We start from the raw sequence: 17,664 nt of genomic DNA, 5'->3' as shown, positions 1-17,664 counted from the left end.
ACCAACGCGGCAAACGCCTTGACGCGCAGACCCGCCGGCGCGGCGGAATGGGAAGGGAAAAAGGGCAGAGACATTTCGTTGGGTTCCAGGCGAAGTGAGGTGTTGCTTCACCCGTATGCCAATCGAGAATGCAAAAGTGACAGCGTGGTTCAGGATTTTTTTGCCGCCGGGCCGCCCCTAGGCAAAAAACGTCCCCTCGGGGGGCAGCAAGCACGCAACGCGTGCGCAGCGTGGGGGCCCTTTTGCCGCCGGGCCGCCCCTAGGCAAAAAGCGCCCCCTCGGGGGGCAGCAAGCACGCAGCGCGTGCGCGGCGTGGGGGCCCTTTTTGCCGCCGGGCCGCCCCAAGGCAAAAAACGCCCCCTCGGGGGGCAGCAAGCACGCAGCGCGTGCGCAGCGTGGGGGCCCTCCTTCATTTTGGCCGGAGCACGACCCAATAGCGCGTGTATCGGTCGGCGCGCACCGGCAGCGCGCGCTCCACCGCGGCCAGGACGCGGTCGGTGTCGCCCAATGGGAACGATCCTGAAATGCGCAGGCCCGCCACCGACGGATCGCACACCAACCGGCCCTTGCGATAGCGGCTGAGTTCGTCCACGAACGCATCCAGCCGCATCGCGTCGGCAAACAGCGCACCCTGGACCCAGGCGTCGGCGTGCGGCGCGGGCCTTGCGGCCTGAACGGTGCTTGCATTGAAATAGGTGCCGGCGCCCGCCTCCACGACCCGCGCGGCGCCCTCGCCGCCCGCCACGGGTTCGATCCGGACCGCGCCTTCCGTCACGGCAACCCAGGCCTCGCCCTCCAGCAGACGCACTACGTAGCGGGTGCCGAGCGCGGTGATCCGCCCCAGCGGCGTGGCGACCGCGAGCGGGCGGCCCGGAACCGCCGGGTCCGCATGGGACGCGATATGCAATTCCCCCTTGCGCAGGACGATCAGCCGCTGCGCGGCGTCAAAGCGCACGTCGGCGGCGCTGTCGGTATTCAGGGTAAGCACACTGCCGTCGGACAACGTGGTGACGCGGCGTTCGCCCACAACCGTGCCAAAGTCCGATGTCCAGGTCCGCCACGGCAGGCCGGCCGCCGCCGCCCCGCCCACGCCCAACGCCAGCGACAAGGCCTTCAAGGCCTGGCGTCGGCCGCGCGACGGAACACGGTCCAGCACTGCCAGCCCGGCCTGTGGTTCGACCTGGCCGAACTGGCGCCCGAGCATCTCGACGCGGTCCCACGCCAGCCGATGCAGCGGGCTGGCGTCGATCCAGCGGCGACAGGCGGCGCCGTCCTCCGGGGTCGCCTCATCGGCGCCCAGGCGGACGAACCAGATACTGGCTTCGCGGATGACCGATTGCGGCAGTTCGGCCCGAGCCGTGGCGCGCCGGCTCACCAGGCCGCCAGGCAGTGCTGCATGGCGCGCGCCAGGTATTGGCGCACCGAACTGACCGACACCTGCATGCGCTCGGCGATCTCGCCGTGGCGCAGGCCTTCCAGCTGTGCCAGCAGGAACGCCTTGCGCACCTTGGCCGGCAGGCCGTCGAGCAGGCGGTCGATTTCGATCAGCGCTTCCAGTGCCAGGGCGCGGCGCTCGGGCGATGGCGCGAACGCGTCTTCGACCAGCGCCAGGCTGTCCAGATACGCGCGTTCGATGTCGCGGCGGCGGAACAGATTGACCATCAGGCCGTGCGCGATGGTCGTCAGATAGGCACGCGGCTCGCGCAGGGTGCGCGTGTCGTCATCCCGCACCAGCACTTTCAGGTAGGTGTCGTGGGTCAGGTCGGCCGCGTCGAACGGGCACCCCGTCTTGCGGCGCAGCCAGTCGCGCAACCATGACTGGTGCTGAATGTAGAGTCCCTCGACGGGGGCAGGGGAACCGCTTTGATTCATGGCATTCGACGGACCGGAAAGCAGATTTACCAATGATAACGATTATCAATAGTAATCGGAATCCGGTCCGTGCGAGTGCATTAATCCAGCTTGACGCCGGAATCCTTCACGACTTTTGCCCAGCGATCCACCTCGCTGTCGACGAATTTGCCGAAATCGGCGCCCGTCAGCGTGGGGAGCGACGACCCGTTGCCGGCCCAGGTTTCCTTGATCTTCGGCGTGTTCAAGGCCTTGGTGATTTCCACGGCCATCTTGTCGACGGCCTCTTTCGGCGTGCCGGCTGGCGCCCAGATGGCGTACCAGGTCGACACGACGTAGTTGGGCACGCCGGCCTCGGCGGCGGTCGGGACATCGGGCAAGGACGCCGAGCGCTCGGTGGCGGCCACCGCCAATGGCTTGATCACGCCCGCGCGGATATGGCCGGACGACGAACCCAGGCCGTCGAACGCCAGGTCCACCTGGCCGCCGATCAGCGCCGACAACATCGGACCCGCGCCCTGGTAGGGCACGTCGACCAGCTTGATCCCGGTCTGCATGGCGAAGAGTTCGCCGGCGAGGTGGTGCGTGCTGCCTTTGCCGGCCGTGCCGTAGTTGATCTCGCCAGGATGCTTCTTGGCGTAGTCGATGAATTCCTGCAAGGTCTTCACCGGCAGCTTGGTGGCGTTGATGACCACCACCTGCGGCGGCTGGGCCACCAGGGCGACGGGCACGAAATCCTTCTGGATGTTGTAGTTCAGGCTCTTGTACAGCGACGGGGCCAGCGCGTGATGCGCGCCGCCCATGAAGAAGGTGTAGCCGTCGGGCCGCGCCTTGGCGGCCACGCCTGCGCCCACCGTGCCGCCCGCCCCGCCCTTGTTGTCGATGACCACCGCCTGACCCAACTGCGTGGTCAGTTGCTGGGCCAGCGGACGGGCGAAGGTGTCGGTGCCCCCGCCTGCGGGGAACGGGACGATCAGCGTGATGGGACGCTCGGGCCATTGGGCGGCGGCGATGCCGCCGAAACCCAGGGCGGCCACGGCGAATACGGCCGCGGCGGTCTTGCGATATGTCATGTTGTCTCCTCTTTGCTGCATCATGGGGACGGCGCGGTTTTGTGCGTCTCGTCTCTTGAAATTCTTATGGAATGAAGCTGCCAGGACGGCGTTGCGTTGGGTGGGGATGGACCTCCTTGAATAAAAAAATGCCGGCCCATCGGGACCGGCATCCTGGCTGGCGTCAAAGCGCCTTATAGGTTTCGCGCAGCACGTTCTTTTGCACCTTGCCCATGGTGTTGCGCGGCAGCTGGTCAATGATGTGCACGCGCTTGGGCACCTTGAAGTTCGCGATGCGCGACTTCAGCTCAAGCTGCATGGCGCCTGCGTCCAGCGACACGCCGTCCTTGGGCACCACCACGGCCACCACGGCTTCGCCGAAGTCCGCGTGCGGTACGCCGATGACAGCCGATTCCGCCACGCCGGGCATGTCGTCGATCAGGGTCTCGATCTCTTTCGGGTAGACGTTGAAGCCGCCCGAGATGATCAGGTCCTTGCTGCGGCCAACGATGGACAGGTAGTCGGCCGGCACGTCGCGCCCGGCGGATTCCCCGCCCCAGCGGCCCACGTCGCCCGTCTTGAACCAGCCGTCTTCCGTGAATTCTTCACGGGTCTTTTCCGGCATGCGCCAGTAGCCCGAGAACACGTTGGGGCCGCGCACCTGCACGTTGCCGATTTCACCCGGCGCCAGCGCAATGCCCGCGTCATCCACCACCCGCACCTGCACGCCGGGTAGCGCGCGTCCAACCGTGCCGGCCAGGCGTTCGCCCAGTTTCGGATCGTAGGGGTTGGACGTCAGCATGACGGTTTCGCTCATGCCGTAGCGTTCCAGGATGGCGTGGCCGCTGCGGGACTTGAAGTCGGAAAACGTTTCGGCCAGCAGCGGGGCCGAGCCCGAGATGAACAGGCGCATCTTGGCGCACACGGCACGGTCGAAACGCGGATCCGCCAAAAGGCGCACGTAGTAGGTCGGCACCCCCATCATCACCGTGCTTTGCGGCAGGTAATGCAGCGCCTGGTCGGCATCCAGCTTGGGCAGCCAGATCATCTTGGCGCCGGCCAGCAAGGCGCCGTGCGAAGCCACGAACAGGCCATGCACGTGGAAGATGGGCAGCATGTGCAGCAGCACGTCGTCTTCGCGCCAGCCCCAGTATTCGTGCAGCACCTGCGCGTTGGCCGCCAGGTTGCCGTGCGACAGCATCGCGCCCTTGCTGCGGCCGGTGGTGCCGGACGTGTACAGAATGGCCGCCAGGTCATCCGGCTTGCGGGCCACGGTCTTGAAGGTTTGCGGCAAGCCGCCGGCGGCCGCCAGCAGCGTGCCAGTGCGGTCCTCGTCCAGCGTGTAGACGTGCGCGCAACCGGCGCGATCGGCCGCGCGCTGCACCCAGTCGCGATTCTTGCTGGCGCAGACCACCACGGCCGGCTCGGCATTGCCCAGGAAGTATTCGATCTCGGATTCGCGGTACGCGGTGTTCAACGGCAGATACACCAGGCCGGCGCGCAGCGTGGCCAGGTACAGCAGCAGCGCTTCGGGCGACTTTTCGACTTGCACCGCCACGCGCGAGCCGGCCGGCAGGTCCAGCGACGTCAGCAGGTTGGCCAGGCACGCGGTGGCGCGGTCGATGTCATCCCAGGTGTATTCAAGGTCGGGCGTTTCCAGCGCGACTTTGCTGCGGTCTTCGGGAAAGCCGCCTTGCAGGACAGCATAGAGGTTGGCGTTGCTCACCTTGGTCAGTCTCCGGAAAAGGAAGGGTCTACGCCGGCCAGGAAAGCGCGCACGCCTTCCTTGTGGTCCCGGCTTTCGGCATAGGAGAAATAATCCTGATACTCGTCCTCGGTCAAGGCGCCGCCTTGGGCCAGCCTTGCGGACAAGCGCTTGTTGATGCGGGCGGCCAGCGGCGCGCCCTGGGCGATGCGGTCGGCGCTGCGGCGCGTGGCCTCGGTAACCTGATCATCCGCCACGATGCGGGTCAGGAGGCCCAGTCCCTGCGCCTCTTCGGCGCCGAACACGCGGCCTTCCAGCAGGATGGCCAGCGTGGCCGCACGGCCGGCCAACGCCAGCAGCCCGAGCATTTCATCGGGCGCCATGGGAAAGCCCAGCCGGTTGATGGGTACGCCGAAGCGCGCCGACGCCCCTGCGATGCGCAGGTCGCATTGGCTGGCGATCTCCAGCCCGCCACCCACGCACACGCCTTCGATCTGCGCGATGACGGGATGCGGGCATTGGGCCACGGCTCGCAGCGCCGGCGCCAGGATGTCGCGGTGATAGCGTTGCACGCCCGCCATATCGGCGCGCTGGGCAGGAAACTCGCGGATGTCCGCGCCCGCGGCGAAGTTGCCGCCCTCGCCGCGCACGATCACGCAGCGCAGGGAGTCGTCGGCGGCAAGCTGCGTGAACACGTCCTGCAGTTCGCGCCACATGCCCACCGTTATCGCGTTCAGGCGGCCGGGGTGAGACAGCGTCACCCAGGCCAGCGTCCCCTCGCGCTCCAGCCGCACGCGGCCAGTCACGTCTTCCGTCATGTCCCCTGCCCTTTTCTTCTTGATGGATGGCGCCGTGTATCCGGCGGTCAGGCCACGCGGCCCACGCTCCGGCTGACTTGCGGCTTGCCTTCGCCCAGCTTGGCCAGATTCGTGTCCAGCTCGTCCAGGTCGTATAGATAGTTAACCATCAGGCCGCAAGACTGCTTGAGCCCCTTCTGCGACGTGTCAGCCGCCCAGTTCAGGCGTTCGATGCGCGCGCCATTGCCCAGGTGGAAACGCGCCACGGCGTCCAGCGGCAAATTGTTCTTCATGGATTGCAGATAGCTGGCGGCCAGGCGGAAACCCGCGCGCTTGACGACGTCCGACGTGCGGCCTTGCGCGGCCTGGGCCAGACGCGACACCCAGCGCTGCCCGTCCGGCACGCCTTCGCGCTTGCGTTCCTTGGCGCGCGCCTTGTCTTCACGCACGATGGCCTCGACGGATTCGGCGTCCAGCTTGCCCAGCCAGTCGGAAAACCCCGGAATCGGCGACAAGGTGGCGAACGACTTCAGCTTGGGCAGTTCGTCCAACAATTGCTCGACCACGCGCTTGAGCAGGAAGTTGCCGAAGCTGATGCCCTTCAAGCCCGGTTGGGTATTCGAGATGGAATAGAAGATCGCCCAGCGCGCCTTGTCCAGGTCCTGCGGCGGCAGCGTGCTGTCCAGCAGCACCTGCACGTTGTCGGCCATCTGGCTGGCAAAAGCCACTTCCACGAAGATGAGCGGCACGCCGGGCATCTGCGGATGGAAGTACGCATAGCAACGGCGGTCGGGCGACACGCGGCGGCGCAGGTCGTCCCACGACGTGATTTCATGCACGGCTTCGTACAGGATCAATTTTTCCAGCAGCGACGCCGGCGAATCCCAGGTGAGCGGACGCAGCTCCAGCAGGCCCACGTCGAACCAGGCCGACAAGAGACCTTCGAGCTCTTTGTCCAGGCTCTGGATACCCGCGACCTGCTTGCGCCAGCGCAGCATGTCGGCGCGCAGCTCCACCAGGAAGCGCAGGCCTTGCGCCTGGGCGTTGAAGCGCTTGAACAAGCGCGTGCCTTCGCCGCCCTCACCCGCATAGGTGGCGCGCACCTGCGCCAACGCGGCCAGCATCAGCCGGCGGTCCTTGCCGTCGGCTGCGCTGTACTGCTCGCACCAGCGGCGCGCCAGCTTGTTCGCGGCCACGTCCGTCAGGCGCGCCTCGAACAGGCGCCGCACTTCGGATTCGCTGGGCAGGCGCCCGCGCTCCCACAGGCGGCCCAGCCGCGTCATCAGGCTGGCGCTTTCGGCGGCCGATGCGGCGTCGATCGCTTCGGCCTCGGGCTCAGGCGTGCGTGCGCCCCGCGCGGGCGCGAGATTGGCGGGTACGGACATGGGCGGGCTCCTGGATGACGATGGGATCGGATAACGCCGGATCGGCGGCGTCTTCATTGGCTAATGCGCGCAGCGCTTCCAGCTGCCGCATCAAATGGGTGTGCGCGAGCGCCTGCGCGGCGTCGCTGTCATGCGCTTTCAAGGCGGCGAAGATGGCCAGGTGTTCGGCGCAAGACTGTTCGATGCGTCCCGGCCGCGCCAGGCTGCGGTGCCGCGACAGGCTAAGCACCTTGCGCAGGTTGCCCACCATGTCCGTCAGCCACTGGTTGCCCGACAAGGCCTGCACGGCTTCGTGGATCAGGTAGTTGGTCTGGTAGTAGGCGTCGATGCGGCCGGCCTTGGCATGGCCCGCCAGTTCGGCGTGCAGGGGCTCAAGCGCCGCCAGTTCCGCGTCGCTGGCCTTGCGTGCGGCCTCGAAGGCGCAGCGCCCTTCCAGCATGGCCATCAGCGGAAAAATGTCTTCCAGGTCTTGCGTGGACAGTTCGTTGACGAAGCAGCCGCGCCGCGGCTCCAGCCGCACGAGCCCTTCGGTGGCCAGGACCTTCAAGGCTTCGCGCAGGGGGGTGCGGGAAATACCCAGTTCGCCCGCCAGCCGCATTTCGTCAATCCATTCGCCGTTGCTCAGCGCGCGCGCGTGGATCATGGCGCGCAGCCGATCCGCGACTTCCAGGTACAGGGCTTGACGGACGATAGGTTGGCTCATGGGGGACGGCTTTGGTTGCGCCGTAATTCATAATTATGAATAAGCCCATGATAGATCCCGGCGGGCGGAAAGGTAAACCCCCTTCCGCCCCGTGACTACCCTAATAAGATTTTGGGCGCCCGCGCCTTAGAAATGCAGCACCCCGTCCACGGCGTGGCGGGTCAGCGCCCGCGCCCAGCGGCGCGCGGGCAGGCCGTACTTGGCTTCCACGACCTCGGCGCGTTCCAGCAGTTCCGCCGGGGTGATCGCCAGGCTGGGGCCGGAAAAGGCCAGCACGATCTGGTTGCCGGCGTCGATTTCCGGCAGCAGCACCACGCGGTCATCGAACGCCTTGGACAGGTTGTCGATGTTCTTGCCGAAGCTGTCGTGGCGGCCGAACAGGTTGACCGCCAGCACCCCCACATCGCCCAGCACGCGGCGGCAGTCGCGGTAGAACTTCACGCTGTCGCGCACCGGCCCTTGGGCCGCAGCGTCGTACAGGTCGACCATCAGCACCGGGCAGCGTCCGGCGTTCATCGGGTCGGCCACCCATACACCGGCATCCGTGTGCTCGACCGTCAGCCGGTTTTCGCCCGGCAGGCGGAAGAACATGTGGCAAGCCGCCGTCACGCGCGGGTTCCATTCCACCGCCAGCAACGGGCTGCGCGTGTGCTTCACGCAGAACCGCACGAGCGATCCCGCGCCCAGGCCCAGCATGCCGATGGCCTCTTCCTTGGGCGGTTCCAGGAACAGCAGCCAGGCCATCATCTGCCCGGTGTATTCCAGCACCAGTTCCGACGGATTCTTGATGCGCATCGCACCCTGGACCCATTCGGTGTTGAAGTGCAGATAGCGGACGCCGTCCACTTCGGACAGCGTCGGCTGGTCCAGTTCAGAGGGGAAGTTCGATTTATTCATGGCGGGATTGTAGGTCGGACGCCGCCTGGCGTCAGACGGCCCGCCCAGTCCGCCATCAGGCGCGATACCTCTGTCTCGCATCACATGGCGGAAATGACCGCCTCTTCCTCTGCCGCACCCTCCCAGATTCGCTCCAGCAGTTCCGCGCAAGACGCCTCGGCATGCAGGCTGGCCGACAGGCGCAACACCCGCTTCAGATACAAGTGGACGTCGCATTCCCAGGTCACGCCCATCGCGCCATGCACCTGGATGGCGTTCTGCGCCGCGCGGCGTCCCCCCTCCACCGCCAGCAAGGGCACGTACAGGCTGTCGCGATCGGCGGAAGAATCCCCGGCATCGTGCGCCGACGCCGCCGCCATGCCGGCAAGCCGCACGTCATCCAGCGCCATCCAGTCATCGGCCAGGCGATGCTTGATCGCCTGGTTGGCGCCGATGGCGCGGTCGAACTGGCGGCGCTCGCGGGCATGGGCCGCGGCCATGTCCAGCGCAGCCGATGCCGCGCCCAGCAATTCGGCCGAACGCAGCAGGCACAGCCGCGTCCGCAGCCGCCGCCAGGTGCCGGCCCTGACTTGCACATCGATGCGGTCCAGCAATTCGGGGCGCGCCACCTGCGCCACCGGCATCGTGGCGTCCAAGCCCGCAACGCCCGCCGCCGGCGCATAGCGCTCCAGCCGCAAGGCATGCGGGCCGATGTTGCGCACCGCAAGCGCCGGCACGCCGTCGCCCGCGCCCTCGAAAAAGACGGACCCATCCGGGCGCAACGCCGCGTCAGCGAAATACGCGCCGCCTTCCATCATCGTGCGCGCCCATTGCGCGGGCGCGCCCTCAAGGCCGGCCTCGCATAAGGTGGGCAGCACGACCATATTGGCCACCAGCGGCAGGCTGAGCAGATGCCGCCCGGCGGCCTCGGCCACGATCCAGGCTTCGCGCAGGCCCAATCCCAGGCCGTCGGACGCGGTGGGCGCCAGCAGCGCGGGCCAGCCTTGCGCCGCGATGTCGGCCCACAGGGCCAGCCGGGCATCAGCCGCGCGGCCACCCGCGCCGCGCGCCACGGCAGGCGGGTGGCGATCGGCCAGGAAGCGCTGCGCCGCGTCTTGCAGCATGCGCTGGTCTTCAGTCAGGGGCAAAGTCATGTCAGCCTTTGGGCAAGCCCAGCATTTGCTCGGCGATGATGTTTCGCTGGATCTCGGACGTGCCGGCAAGAATGGTTTCCGCGCGCGACCACAGGTAGGCATGCGTCAGCGCCGCCGCTTGCTCGTCAGCGCCCTCCGCCACGCAAGCTGTTTCGCCGAGCAGTTGCATCGACAGTTCCAGCAGGCGCTGGTGCGCCTCGCTCCAGTGGATCTTGGTGGATGAGCCTTCCGGGCCGGGCGGGTCGCCCCGCATGGCGGCGCTTAGCGCGCGCTGCGATTTCCGCGCCAGCACATGGCTGTCGGCCGCCAGCCGCGCCCACTTGTGGCGGACGGCTGCGGACGAGGCCGGCACGTGCCCGTACGCATCGGGGCGCAACGCCAGGCGGCGCACCACAGCCAGCTCCTGGGCAAAGCGCACCAGACGGGGAATGAAGTAGGTGCCGCGCTCGAAGCTGGCGGCGGCCATCGCCACTTTCCAGCCCTGGTTCGCCTCTCCCAGCAGCAGGTCCTGCGGCACGAAGACGTCCTCGAAGAACACCTCGCAGAATTCGGCTTCGCCGGTGATCTGCCTGATGGGTTCCACGCGAACGCCAGGGCTGCGCATGTCTACCAGCAGGAAACTCAGGCCACGGTGCTTGGGCGCCTGCGGATCGGTGCGCGCCAGGACGAAGCACCACTGCGCGCGGTCGGCGAACGACGTCCAGATCTTGTGGCCATTCAGCCGGTAGCCGCCCGCCACCGCTTCTGCGCGCGTGCGCACCGATGCCAAGTCGGACCCGGCGCCCGGCTCCGAATACCCCTGGCACCAGACCTCGCGGTTGGCCAGGATGCCGGGCAGGAAACGCCGCTTTTGCAGTTCGGTGCCAAAGTGCAGCAAGGTCGGCGCCAGAATGCCGTGGCCGATCAGGTTCACGCCCAGCGGCGCGCCGCAGCGTGCATGTTCTTCATGGAACACGGCTTGGCGCGACAGCGGCAAGTCCTGCCCGCCGTACGCCTTTGGCCACCCCAGGCCAGACCAGCCATTGGCGCACAGGGTGTCTTCCCACGCGCGCCGAAAATCCAGGTCGCGCGGCGCCGCGCCGCCCGGCCAATCCCGGGCAAAACGGGCATAGGCCGAAGCCAGCCAGCCGCGCAGTTCCTGGCGGAAAGCGGCGTCATCCTGCGCCGCACTCTCCCATCGACTCATGCGTGCTACTCCAGGCGGATGTTGGACTCGCGCGCCACCTTGGCCCAGGTGGTCACGTCTTGACGGATGAAAGCGGAAAACGTCTTGGGATCGCTGCCGATGATGTCCAGCCCCAGGCCTACGAACTGCGCCTTCACATCGGGTTGCGCGAGGATCTGCGCCAGGTTCTGGTAGAGCTTGTCGATCACCGGCTGCGGCGTGCGCGCGGGAGCCACCAGCCCCAGCCATGGCATGGCTGAATAGCCCGGCAAGCCCGAGGCCGCCACCGTCGGCAGGTCCGGCACCGACGCCGACTGCCGCGTCGTGGTCACGGCCAGCGCACGCAGCTTGCCGTCCTTGACGAAGGGGCCCGACGACGCCCAGGCGTCGAACATCACCTGGATGCGTCCGGCCACCAGATCGTTCAGCGCGGGCGCGCTGCCCTTGTACGGGATATGCGCCATCTGCGTGCCCGCCATGCTGTTGAAGAGTTCGGCTTCCAGGTGCGTCGAGCTGCCGGTGCCGACCGAGCCGTAGCTGACCTTGCCCGGATTGGCCTTCAGGTAGACGATCAGTTCCCCCACGTTCTTGGCCGGGATCGACGGATGCACTTCCAGCACGTGCACGACCGACGCCACCTGGCTGACCGGCGCGAAGTCCTTGATGGGGTCGTAGTTGACCTTGGCGTAGATGCTGGGCGCAATGCCCAGCGACGACGCCGCCATCAGCAAGGTGTAGCCGTCGGGCTCGGCGCGCGACACGTAGTCGGACGCGATCATCGTCCCACCGCCCGGCTTGTTCTCGACAATCACGGTCTGCCCCAGCTTCGCCGTCAGGCGCTCGGCCAGCAGCCGGCTCATGATGTCCGCCGCGCCGCCCGGCGAAAACGGCACCACGATGCGTACGGGACGGGTGGGATACGGATCCTGGGCAAGCGCCGGGTTCGCGACGCCGATGCAGGCCAGCGCGACGCCGGCCAATAGTCTCTTCATCATGCTTGTCTCCTCCTGGGGATACGCTGCGCGAGGTTGCGTGATTGCGTGTTCGCGCTACGGGGTTGCGGGCAGGATCAGCGCGTCCAGCACCGCGACGCCTTGTCCTGCCTCTTTGATCAGCAATGGATTCACTTCAATTTCTGCCACTTCCGCGGGCGCCGCAAGCAGGGCATTGCCCACGGCGACGATGCTTCGGCACGCAGCAGCCAGATCGGCGCGGGGTTTGCCCCGGTAACCGTCCAGCAGGGGATACGCCTTGAGTTCGCGCAGCATCTGCAAGGCGATGTCCTCATCCACGGGCAGCAAGCGGTGGCTGGTGTCCTGGTACAGCTCGGTCAGCACGCCGCCCAGGCCCACGGTCAGGACCGGGCCGAACACGGGATCGCGCGTGGCGCCCACGATGATTTCGGCCACGCCGCGTTCCATCTTCTGCACCATCACGCCATCGATGCGCGCATCGGGCTGCGCCTGGCTGGCGGAGTGGCGCACCTGGGCGCAGGCCGCCTGGACCGCCGCGTCGTCGGCCAGCCCCAGCGCCACGCCGCCGGCTTCGGTCTTGTGCGCGATGTCGGCGCTCAGGATCTTCAGCGCCACGGGATAGCCCGCTGCGCGCGCGTGGGCTACTGCCTCGCCAGCATCGCGCGCGGCAGACGCCATCGCCTGCGGCAGTCCGAAAGCGGCCACGTATGCACGCGCATCGACTTCATTGCAGGGCAGCGCGGGCACGGGCGCCGCGTCCAGGCGCGGCATCGGCGCGATGCGCTTGGCGCCGCGCGCTTCGCACCACAGCAGGTACGGCGCCAGAGCGGACACGGCTTGCCCCAGGTCTTCGAACACGGCGACTTCCGCCTCGCGCAAGGCGGCGCGGCTTTGCGCCAGGCCGGTATCGATCGCGACGAACAAGCGCGCGTGCTGGCGCGAAGCCTCGGCCAGCGCGTCCGCCATGCGGTCCAGCATGTAACCCGGTGCATAGACCACCACGGCGTCGATCGCGTCCGTCGTCGCCAGGGCCTGCAGCACGGTGCGCACGAAGTCCGGATCGTTGACTACGTTACCCGTCACGTCCACGGGGTTGCCGACCATGCCGTAATCGGGAATACCGCCGCGCAGCACGGCTTGCAGGGATTCGGGCAGATCGGGCAAGTCCAGCCCCGCGCCGATGAACTTGTCGGCCAGGATCGCGCCCAGCGCGCCCGACATCGTCAGCACGGCGACCCGTTTGCCCGCGCTGCGGTGGCGCAGCGTCGCCAGGCTGGCCAGATGCGCCATCTGCGCGAAGTCCGACGCCTCGATGACGTTCAACTGGCGGAAGGCCGCCGCGTACACGCGCCGGTCCCCCGCCAGGGCGGACGTGTGGGACCGCACGGCCTGTGCACCCTTGTCCGTGCTGCCCGCCTTCAGCGCGATCAGCAGCTTGCCCTGGCGCTCAAGCTCACGGCAGGCGCGCACGAAGCGGTCGCCGTCGCGCAACTGCTCGATGTAGCCCAGCACGATTTCCGTCTGCGGATCGGCCGCCAGATATTCCAGGTACTGCGAGAAATCCAGGCACGCTTCATTGCCGGTATTGATGAAGTGCGAAAACGGCAGGTCCAGCCTGCGCGCGATGGCGTACACCGCCGCGCACACGTTGCCGCTTTGCGTCAGCAGGCTGACGACGCCCGGGCCGGTTTGCGCCGGCGCCGTCTTGAAGACCGAGGCAAACGCCGTGTGCGCCTGCGTGTTCAGGTTGGCGAATCCCATGCAGTTCGGACCCGCCACGGCCATGCCGCTTTCGGCGACGAAGGCTTCCAGTTCGTCCTGCAAGCGCGCGCCCTCGCCGCCCGCCTCGGCAAAGCCGGCGGCATAGACAATGGCGGCGCGCACGCCTTTGGCGTGGCAGCGGCGCAGCATGGGCGTGACCTCGGCAGCGCCGATCGCCAGCACGGCCAGATCCACCGGTTCAGGCACGGCTTCGATGTCCGGCCAGCAACGCTTGCCGAACACTTCCTGATACTTGGGGTTCACGGGATAGATGCCACCGGCGTAACCGAAACGGGTCAGAAGTTCCAGGGGCATGCCGCCGATGCGGCCGGCATTGGCGCTGGCGCCGATCATGGCGATGGACCCCGGGTTCAGCAGGCAATCCAAGGGCGTTCTCATGCGGCCTCGCCCTTCTTGTTGCGCTGGATGGCTTGGGCCAGCCCGCGCTCGCGCACCGCCTGGAATTCCTCGCTCAGGTGCGAGAGCTGGTGCGTGTCGAAGTGCGCCGACAGCGCCGTGCGGAACCCTTGGGCGTCCGCGGTACGGTTCAGCGACCGCTTGATCAGGCGCAGGCCGAATGGCGGCGCCTGCGCGATGCGCCGCGCCAACGCCAGCGTGGCCTCATCCAGTTCGGCCTCGGGCACGACGCGGTTCACCATGCCGATGCGCAGCGCTTCCTGCGCGTCGACCTTCTCGCCGGTGTAGAGCATTTCCTTGGCCTTGCGCAGGCCCATCACCCACGGATGGATCAGCACTTCGGTGGCGGCGGCCGCCAAGGTGTGGCCCACCGGATCCGAAAAGTATGCCGTGTCGGAACACACCACCAGGTCGCACATGTTGGCGATCATGAATCCGCCGGCGACGCAGGCGCCCTGTACCTGGGCAACGGTCGGCTTCGGAAAGTCCCAGATGCGCAGGCAATAGCCGTAATAGCGGCGCGACTCGTAGTCCCAGCGCTCTTCCACGGTGAAGTCGGCGCGCTTGGCCTGAGCTTCCTTCAGGTCGTGGCCCGCCGAAAAATGCGCGCCGCGTCCGGCCAGTACCACGACTCGCACGGAATCGTCTTGCTCGGCACGCGTCAGGGTGTCGTCCAGTTCATCCAGCATCTGCTGGCTTTGGGCATTGCGCGCGGACTCGCGCGCCAGGCTGATGCGGCATACCGAGTCAAACCGCTCGACGGCCAGGGTGGCGTATTCCATAGTCTCCTCGTCTCTTGCTATGCCCGCGCTCGACACCGGCGCGGATCGACTGGATTGAATTAACGCACCTTAAATCCTAGAATACAAAATATTCGAACGATATTTCCCATAATATGAACAAGCTAACCGCCACCGACGGCACGCAGAGCATGCGCCGCGCGCTCGGGCTGCTACGCGTGCTGGCCCAGCACCAGGAAGAAGGCATCGACCTGCAAGGCGTGATGGGTGCCACCGGCCTGGAACGGTCGACCGCGCACCGGCTGCTGAGCTGCCTGCTGGAAGAACAGTTCGCCGAACGCGACAACAAGACCCGGCGGTACCGGCTGGGCGTGGATTCCATGCAGTTGGGGTTTGCCGCGCTGCGGCGTACGCCCTTGCTGGACGCGCTGCGCCCCTTCGCGCAAAAGCTGGCGCGCCTGTCCGGCGATACGGTGTTCCTGGTCATCCGCCAGGGCGACTACGCCCTGTGCCTGTTGCGGGAAGCCGGATCGTTTCCGGTGAAGGTGTTCACGATCGACCAGGGCGAACGACGCCTGCTGGGCGTGGGCGCCGGCGGCCTGGCACTGATGGCCAGCCTGCCGGACGAGGACATCGCGTCGCTATACGCCCGCCACGCGGCCAGCTACGCGCAGATCGGCGTGTCCAGCAGCGCCTTGATGAAGGCCGTGAAGCAGACGCGCACGGCCGGTTATTCCGAGATCGTGGATACGATCACGCCGGGCGTATCAGGGGTGGGGGTGGCGTTCCCGGTATCGGAACTGACCTGGGTGGCATTCAGCTTCGGGGCGATCAGCAGCCGGCTGGACGGGCCACGCCGTGTGCAGATGGGCGCGCTGCTGCGCGCCGAATGCCTGGCGTGGGCACAGGACTACCTGGGCCACGCTTGAGGCGGCGCGTTCCGCCGCTGGCGGCGGAACGCGGTTGAGTCAAAGCGCCTGGACGGCCAGGCGCTTAAATGCGCTCGAAGATGGCGGCAATGCCTTGCCCGCCGCCGATGCACATCGTCACCAGCGCGTAGCGCCCGCCCACGCGTTGCAGTTCGTGCAGCGCCTTGACGGTGATGATCGCGCCGGTCGCGCCGATGGGATGGCCCAGGCCGATGCCGCTGCCGTTCGGATTGACCTTGGCCGGATCCAGCTTCAGCTCGCGCGACACGGCGCAGGCCTGCGCCGCGAAGGCTTCGTTGGCTTCGATGACGTCCAGCTGGTCCACGGTCAGGCCGGCGCGCTTGAGCGCGGCTTGCGTGGCCGGTACGGGGCCGATGCCCATGATGTCGGGGTCGACGCCCGCATGGGCGTAGGCCACCAGGCGGGCCAGCGGCTTGATACCGCGCTTGGCTGCCAACGAGGCGTTCATCAGCACCACGGCGCCCGCGCCGTCGTTCAGGCCCGATGCGTTGCCCGCCGTGACCGTGCCGTTCTCTTTCTGGAAGACCGGCTTGAGCGTGGCCATGGTGGCCGCCGAGACATCGCGGCGCACGTGCTCATCGGTGTCGAACACGACTTCGCCCTTGCGCGTCTTCTGCACCACCGGCACGATCTGGTCGCGGAAGTAGCCGGCGTCGATGGCGGCTGCCGCACGGCGATGCGATTCCGCGGCCAGCGCGTCCTGGTCCTGGCGGCTGATGCCGAACTTGGCCGCCACGTTCTCGGCGGTGACGCCCATGTGCATGCGGCCGAACGGATCCGACAGCGCACCGGTCATCATGTCCAGCATGACGCTGTCGCCCATGCGGGCGCCCCAGCGCTGCGACGGCACGATGTAGGGAGCACGGCTCATGCTTTCTGCGCCTGCGCCGATCGCGATCTCGGCGTCGCCCAGCAGGATGGTCTGCGCTGCCGACACGATGGCCTGCAGGCCCGAACCGCACAGGCGGTTGACGTTGAAGGCAGGGGTTTCCTTGGCGATGCCGGCGTTCATGGCGGCCACGCGCGACAGGTACATGTCGCGCGGCTCGGTATTGATGACGTGGCCGACCGCGACATGGCCGACTTCGTCGCCCTTGACGCCGGCGCGTTCCAGCGCGGCACGGATGACGGTGGCGCCCAGGTCGCACGGCGGCACGTCTTTCAGCGCGCCCCCGAAGTCGCCGATGGCGGTGCGGACGGCCGAAGCGACGATGACTTCATTCATGGTGTTTCCTCCTTGTAATGCGTTCCATCATACCGCCGGCCGGCCGCCTCAGATCGTTCCCCGCGTCAGCCGCGGGGCTTGCGCGCGGCGCGCTGCGCGATGAAGGCGCCCACCGCCTGCGCGTGCGCGTCGGTCTTGTGCGCCAGCGCCTGGTACGCCGCCGACAGCTCCAGCAAAGTATCCAGCCGCACATGCTGGCTTTCGCGCAGCAGGCGCTTGGTCAGCCGTACCGCATCGGGGGAATTCGCCGCCATGCGCGCGGCCAGCGCATGGGCGGCGGGCAGCAGCTCGACCCCCGGCACCACCCGCGACACCAGCCCCCAATCCAGCGCCGTGCCCGCGTCGATGGCGTCGCCGGTAAACGACATTTCAGCCGCCCGCGCCGACCCGATCAGCCGCGGCAGGAACCAGGCGCCGCCGTCCCCGGGCACGATCCCCAGTTTGACGAAACTTTCTGCGAAGCTCGCCCCTTCCGCGGCAATGCGCACGTCGCACATGCAGGCCAGATCGCAGCCCGCGCCGACGGCCGGTCCATTGACGGCGGCAATCGTCGGCACTTCCAAGGCATGCAGGGCCAGCGGCAGGCGCTGGATGCCGTGGCGGTATTCCTGGCGCAAGGCGGCGCTGCCGACCTCGGGGCCGATCTGCCGCTGCATATCGTTGATGTTGCCGCCGGAAGAAAACACGTTGCCGGCCGCCGTCAGGATCAGCACGCGCACGGCCGGGTCGCGCTCGATGCGCGCGAACGCCGCCAGCAGCTGGTCCACGATGCCGCTGCCGGTCAGCGCATTGCGCGTGGCCGGATCGTCCAGCGTCAGCGTCACGACGCCCTCCGCGCTTTGCTCGTAGTGCACAAGTTCCGTCATGCCTGTCTCCCCATGTTGAAGATGCCGGGTCAGCCGCCGTGCG

16 protein-coding genes are annotated in these 17,664 nt (G+C 67.5%); 1 reads left to right on the top strand and 15 read right to left on the bottom strand.

Features of this window, described 5'->3' with window-relative positions:
• Positions 1–409: 409 nt before the first annotated feature.
• The 13 genes from AC27VE_RS24860 to AC27VE_RS24800 form a co-directional block, all read right to left on the bottom strand.
• Positions 410–1,375 (bottom strand): FecR domain-containing protein, encoded by a 966-nt coding sequence (locus tag AC27VE_RS24860; RefSeq protein WP_488705282.1) that lies wholly within the window; start codon positions 1,373–1,375, stop codon positions 410–412.
• Entirely contained in the window at positions 1,372–1,872 is a 501-nt protein-coding gene (locus tag AC27VE_RS24855) for a sigma-70 family RNA polymerase sigma factor (RefSeq protein WP_088589003.1), read from the bottom strand. Before AC27VE_RS24855 ends, AC27VE_RS24860 begins: the two co-directional genes overlap by 4 nt.
• A gap of 80 nt (positions 1,873–1,952) precedes the next feature.
• Positions 1,953–2,924 (bottom strand): Bug family tripartite tricarboxylate transporter substrate binding protein, encoded by a 972-nt coding sequence (locus tag AC27VE_RS24850; RefSeq protein ID WP_488705281.1) that lies wholly within the window; start codon positions 2,922–2,924, stop codon positions 1,953–1,955.
• 163 nt (positions 2,925–3,087) lie between these two features.
• Entirely contained in the window at positions 3,088–4,629 is a 1,542-nt protein-coding gene (locus tag AC27VE_RS24845; RefSeq protein ID WP_488705280.1) for a malonate--CoA ligase, read from the bottom strand.
• 5 nt (positions 4,630–4,634) lie between these two features.
• Complete coding sequence (locus AC27VE_RS24840) at positions 4,635–5,426, bottom strand: enoyl-CoA hydratase/isomerase family protein (RefSeq protein ID WP_488705279.1); 792 nt, start codon at positions 5,424–5,426, stop codon at positions 4,635–4,637.
• Between the two features lie 47 nt (positions 5,427–5,473).
• Positions 5,474–6,790 (bottom strand): malonyl-CoA decarboxylase domain-containing protein, encoded by a 1,317-nt coding sequence (locus tag AC27VE_RS24835; RefSeq protein WP_280026758.1) that lies wholly within the window; start codon positions 6,788–6,790, stop codon positions 5,474–5,476.
• A complete protein-coding gene (locus AC27VE_RS24830; RefSeq protein WP_006225640.1) occupies positions 6,741–7,493 on the bottom strand; it encodes a GntR family transcriptional regulator in 753 nt (250 codons plus the stop codon). Before AC27VE_RS24830 ends, AC27VE_RS24835 begins: the two co-directional genes overlap by 50 nt.
• Positions 7,494–7,619: 126 nt before the next feature.
• Positions 7,620–8,390, bottom strand: a complete 771-nt coding sequence (locus AC27VE_RS24825; protein WP_315135380.1) for a class I SAM-dependent methyltransferase — start codon at positions 8,388–8,390, stop codon at positions 7,620–7,622.
• 80 nt (positions 8,391–8,470) lie between these two features.
• Positions 8,471–9,523: an acyl-CoA dehydrogenase family protein gene (locus tag AC27VE_RS24820; protein ID WP_488705278.1), complete on the bottom strand. Its 1,053-nt coding sequence runs from the start codon at positions 9,521–9,523 to the stop codon at positions 8,471–8,473.
• A 1-nt stretch (position 9,524) separates the two neighbouring features.
• Positions 9,525–10,709 carry an acyl-CoA dehydrogenase family protein gene (locus AC27VE_RS24815; protein WP_488705277.1) on the bottom strand — a complete coding sequence of 395 codons (1,185 nt, stop codon included), beginning with the start codon at positions 10,707–10,709 and terminating at the stop codon, positions 9,525–9,527.
• 5 nt (positions 10,710–10,714) lie between these two features.
• Positions 10,715–11,683: a Bug family tripartite tricarboxylate transporter substrate binding protein gene (locus AC27VE_RS24810; protein ID WP_035213480.1), complete on the bottom strand. Its 969-nt coding sequence runs from the start codon at positions 11,681–11,683 to the stop codon at positions 10,715–10,717.
• A gap of 54 nt (positions 11,684–11,737) precedes the next feature.
• Positions 11,738–13,822, bottom strand: coding sequence for an acetate--CoA ligase family protein (locus tag AC27VE_RS24805; RefSeq protein WP_488705276.1), 2,085 nt, complete (start codon positions 13,820–13,822; stop codon positions 11,738–11,740).
• Positions 13,819–14,622, bottom strand: coding sequence for an enoyl-CoA hydratase (locus AC27VE_RS24800; RefSeq protein WP_488705274.1), 804 nt, complete (start codon positions 14,620–14,622; stop codon positions 13,819–13,821). The genes AC27VE_RS24805 and AC27VE_RS24800 overlap by 4 nt, the downstream gene beginning before the upstream one ends.
• A 113-nt stretch (positions 14,623–14,735) precedes the next feature.
• Between AC27VE_RS24800 and AC27VE_RS24795 the strand changes: the two genes are divergently transcribed.
• Positions 14,736–15,509 (top strand): IclR family transcriptional regulator, encoded by a 774-nt coding sequence (locus tag AC27VE_RS24795; RefSeq protein ID WP_488705273.1) that lies wholly within the window; start codon positions 14,736–14,738, stop codon positions 15,507–15,509.
• 64 nt (positions 15,510–15,573) lie between these two features.
• Here the strand turns inward: AC27VE_RS24795 and bktB are convergent, their stop codons facing one another.
• Entirely contained in the window at positions 15,574–16,755 is a 1,182-nt protein-coding gene (gene bktB, locus AC27VE_RS24790; RefSeq protein WP_006225632.1) for a beta-ketothiolase BktB, read from the bottom strand.
• A 65-nt stretch (positions 16,756–16,820) separates the two neighbouring features.
• Entirely contained in the window at positions 16,821–17,621 is an 801-nt protein-coding gene (locus AC27VE_RS24785) for a crotonase/enoyl-CoA hydratase family protein (protein ID WP_488705272.1), read from the bottom strand.
• Positions 17,622–17,664: the final 43 nt, after the last annotated feature.

The sequence above is a fragment of the Achromobacter sp. 18P8.1.1 genome (assembly GCF_057799415.1).
Note: the sequence above shows the minus strand (reverse complement) of the source record. Positions and strands in the feature narration are given on the sequence as shown.

Excerpts from the sequence above, each read along its gene's own strand:
- AC27VE_RS24855 (WP_088589003.1), bottom strand. The coding sequence starts at position 1,872 with ATGAATCAAAGCGGTTCCCCTGCCCCCGTCGAGGGACTCTACATTCAG.
- AC27VE_RS24835 (WP_280026758.1), bottom strand. The coding sequence starts at position 6,790 with ATGTCCGTACCCGCCAATCTCGCGCCCGCGCGGGGCGCACGCACGCCT.
- AC27VE_RS24830 (WP_006225640.1), bottom strand. The coding sequence starts at position 7,493 with ATGAGCCAACCTATCGTCCGTCAAGCCCTGTACCTGGAAGTCGCGGAT.
- AC27VE_RS24840 (WP_488705279.1), bottom strand. The coding sequence starts at position 5,426 with ATGACGGAAGACGTGACTGGCCGCGTGCGGCTGGAGCGCGAGGGGACG.
- AC27VE_RS24795 (WP_488705273.1), top strand. The coding sequence starts at position 14,736 with ATGAACAAGCTAACCGCCACCGACGGCACGCAGAGCATGCGCCGCGCG.
- AC27VE_RS24800 (WP_488705274.1), bottom strand. The coding sequence starts at position 14,622 with ATGGAATACGCCACCCTGGCCGTCGAGCGGTTTGACTCGGTATGCCGC.
- AC27VE_RS24825 (WP_315135380.1), bottom strand. The coding sequence starts at position 8,390 with ATGAATAAATCGAACTTCCCCTCTGAACTGGACCAGCCGACGCTGTCC.
- AC27VE_RS24820 (WP_488705278.1), bottom strand. The coding sequence starts at position 9,523 with ATGACTTTGCCCCTGACTGAAGACCAGCGCATGCTGCAAGACGCGGCG.
- AC27VE_RS24810 (WP_035213480.1), bottom strand. The coding sequence starts at position 11,683 with ATGATGAAGAGACTATTGGCCGGCGTCGCGCTGGCCTGCATCGGCGTC.
- bktB (WP_006225632.1), bottom strand. The coding sequence starts at position 16,755 with ATGAATGAAGTCATCGTCGCTTCGGCCGTCCGCACCGCCATCGGCGAC.
- AC27VE_RS24805 (WP_488705276.1), bottom strand. The coding sequence starts at position 13,822 with ATGAGAACGCCCTTGGATTGCCTGCTGAACCCGGGGTCCATCGCCATG.
- AC27VE_RS24815 (WP_488705277.1), bottom strand. The coding sequence starts at position 10,709 with ATGAGTCGATGGGAGAGTGCGGCGCAGGATGACGCCGCTTTCCGCCAG.
- AC27VE_RS24850 (WP_488705281.1), bottom strand. The coding sequence starts at position 2,924 with ATGACATATCGCAAGACCGCCGCGGCCGTATTCGCCGTGGCCGCCCTG.
- AC27VE_RS24785 (WP_488705272.1), bottom strand. The coding sequence starts at position 17,621 with ATGACGGAACTTGTGCACTACGAGCAAAGCGCGGAGGGCGTCGTGACG.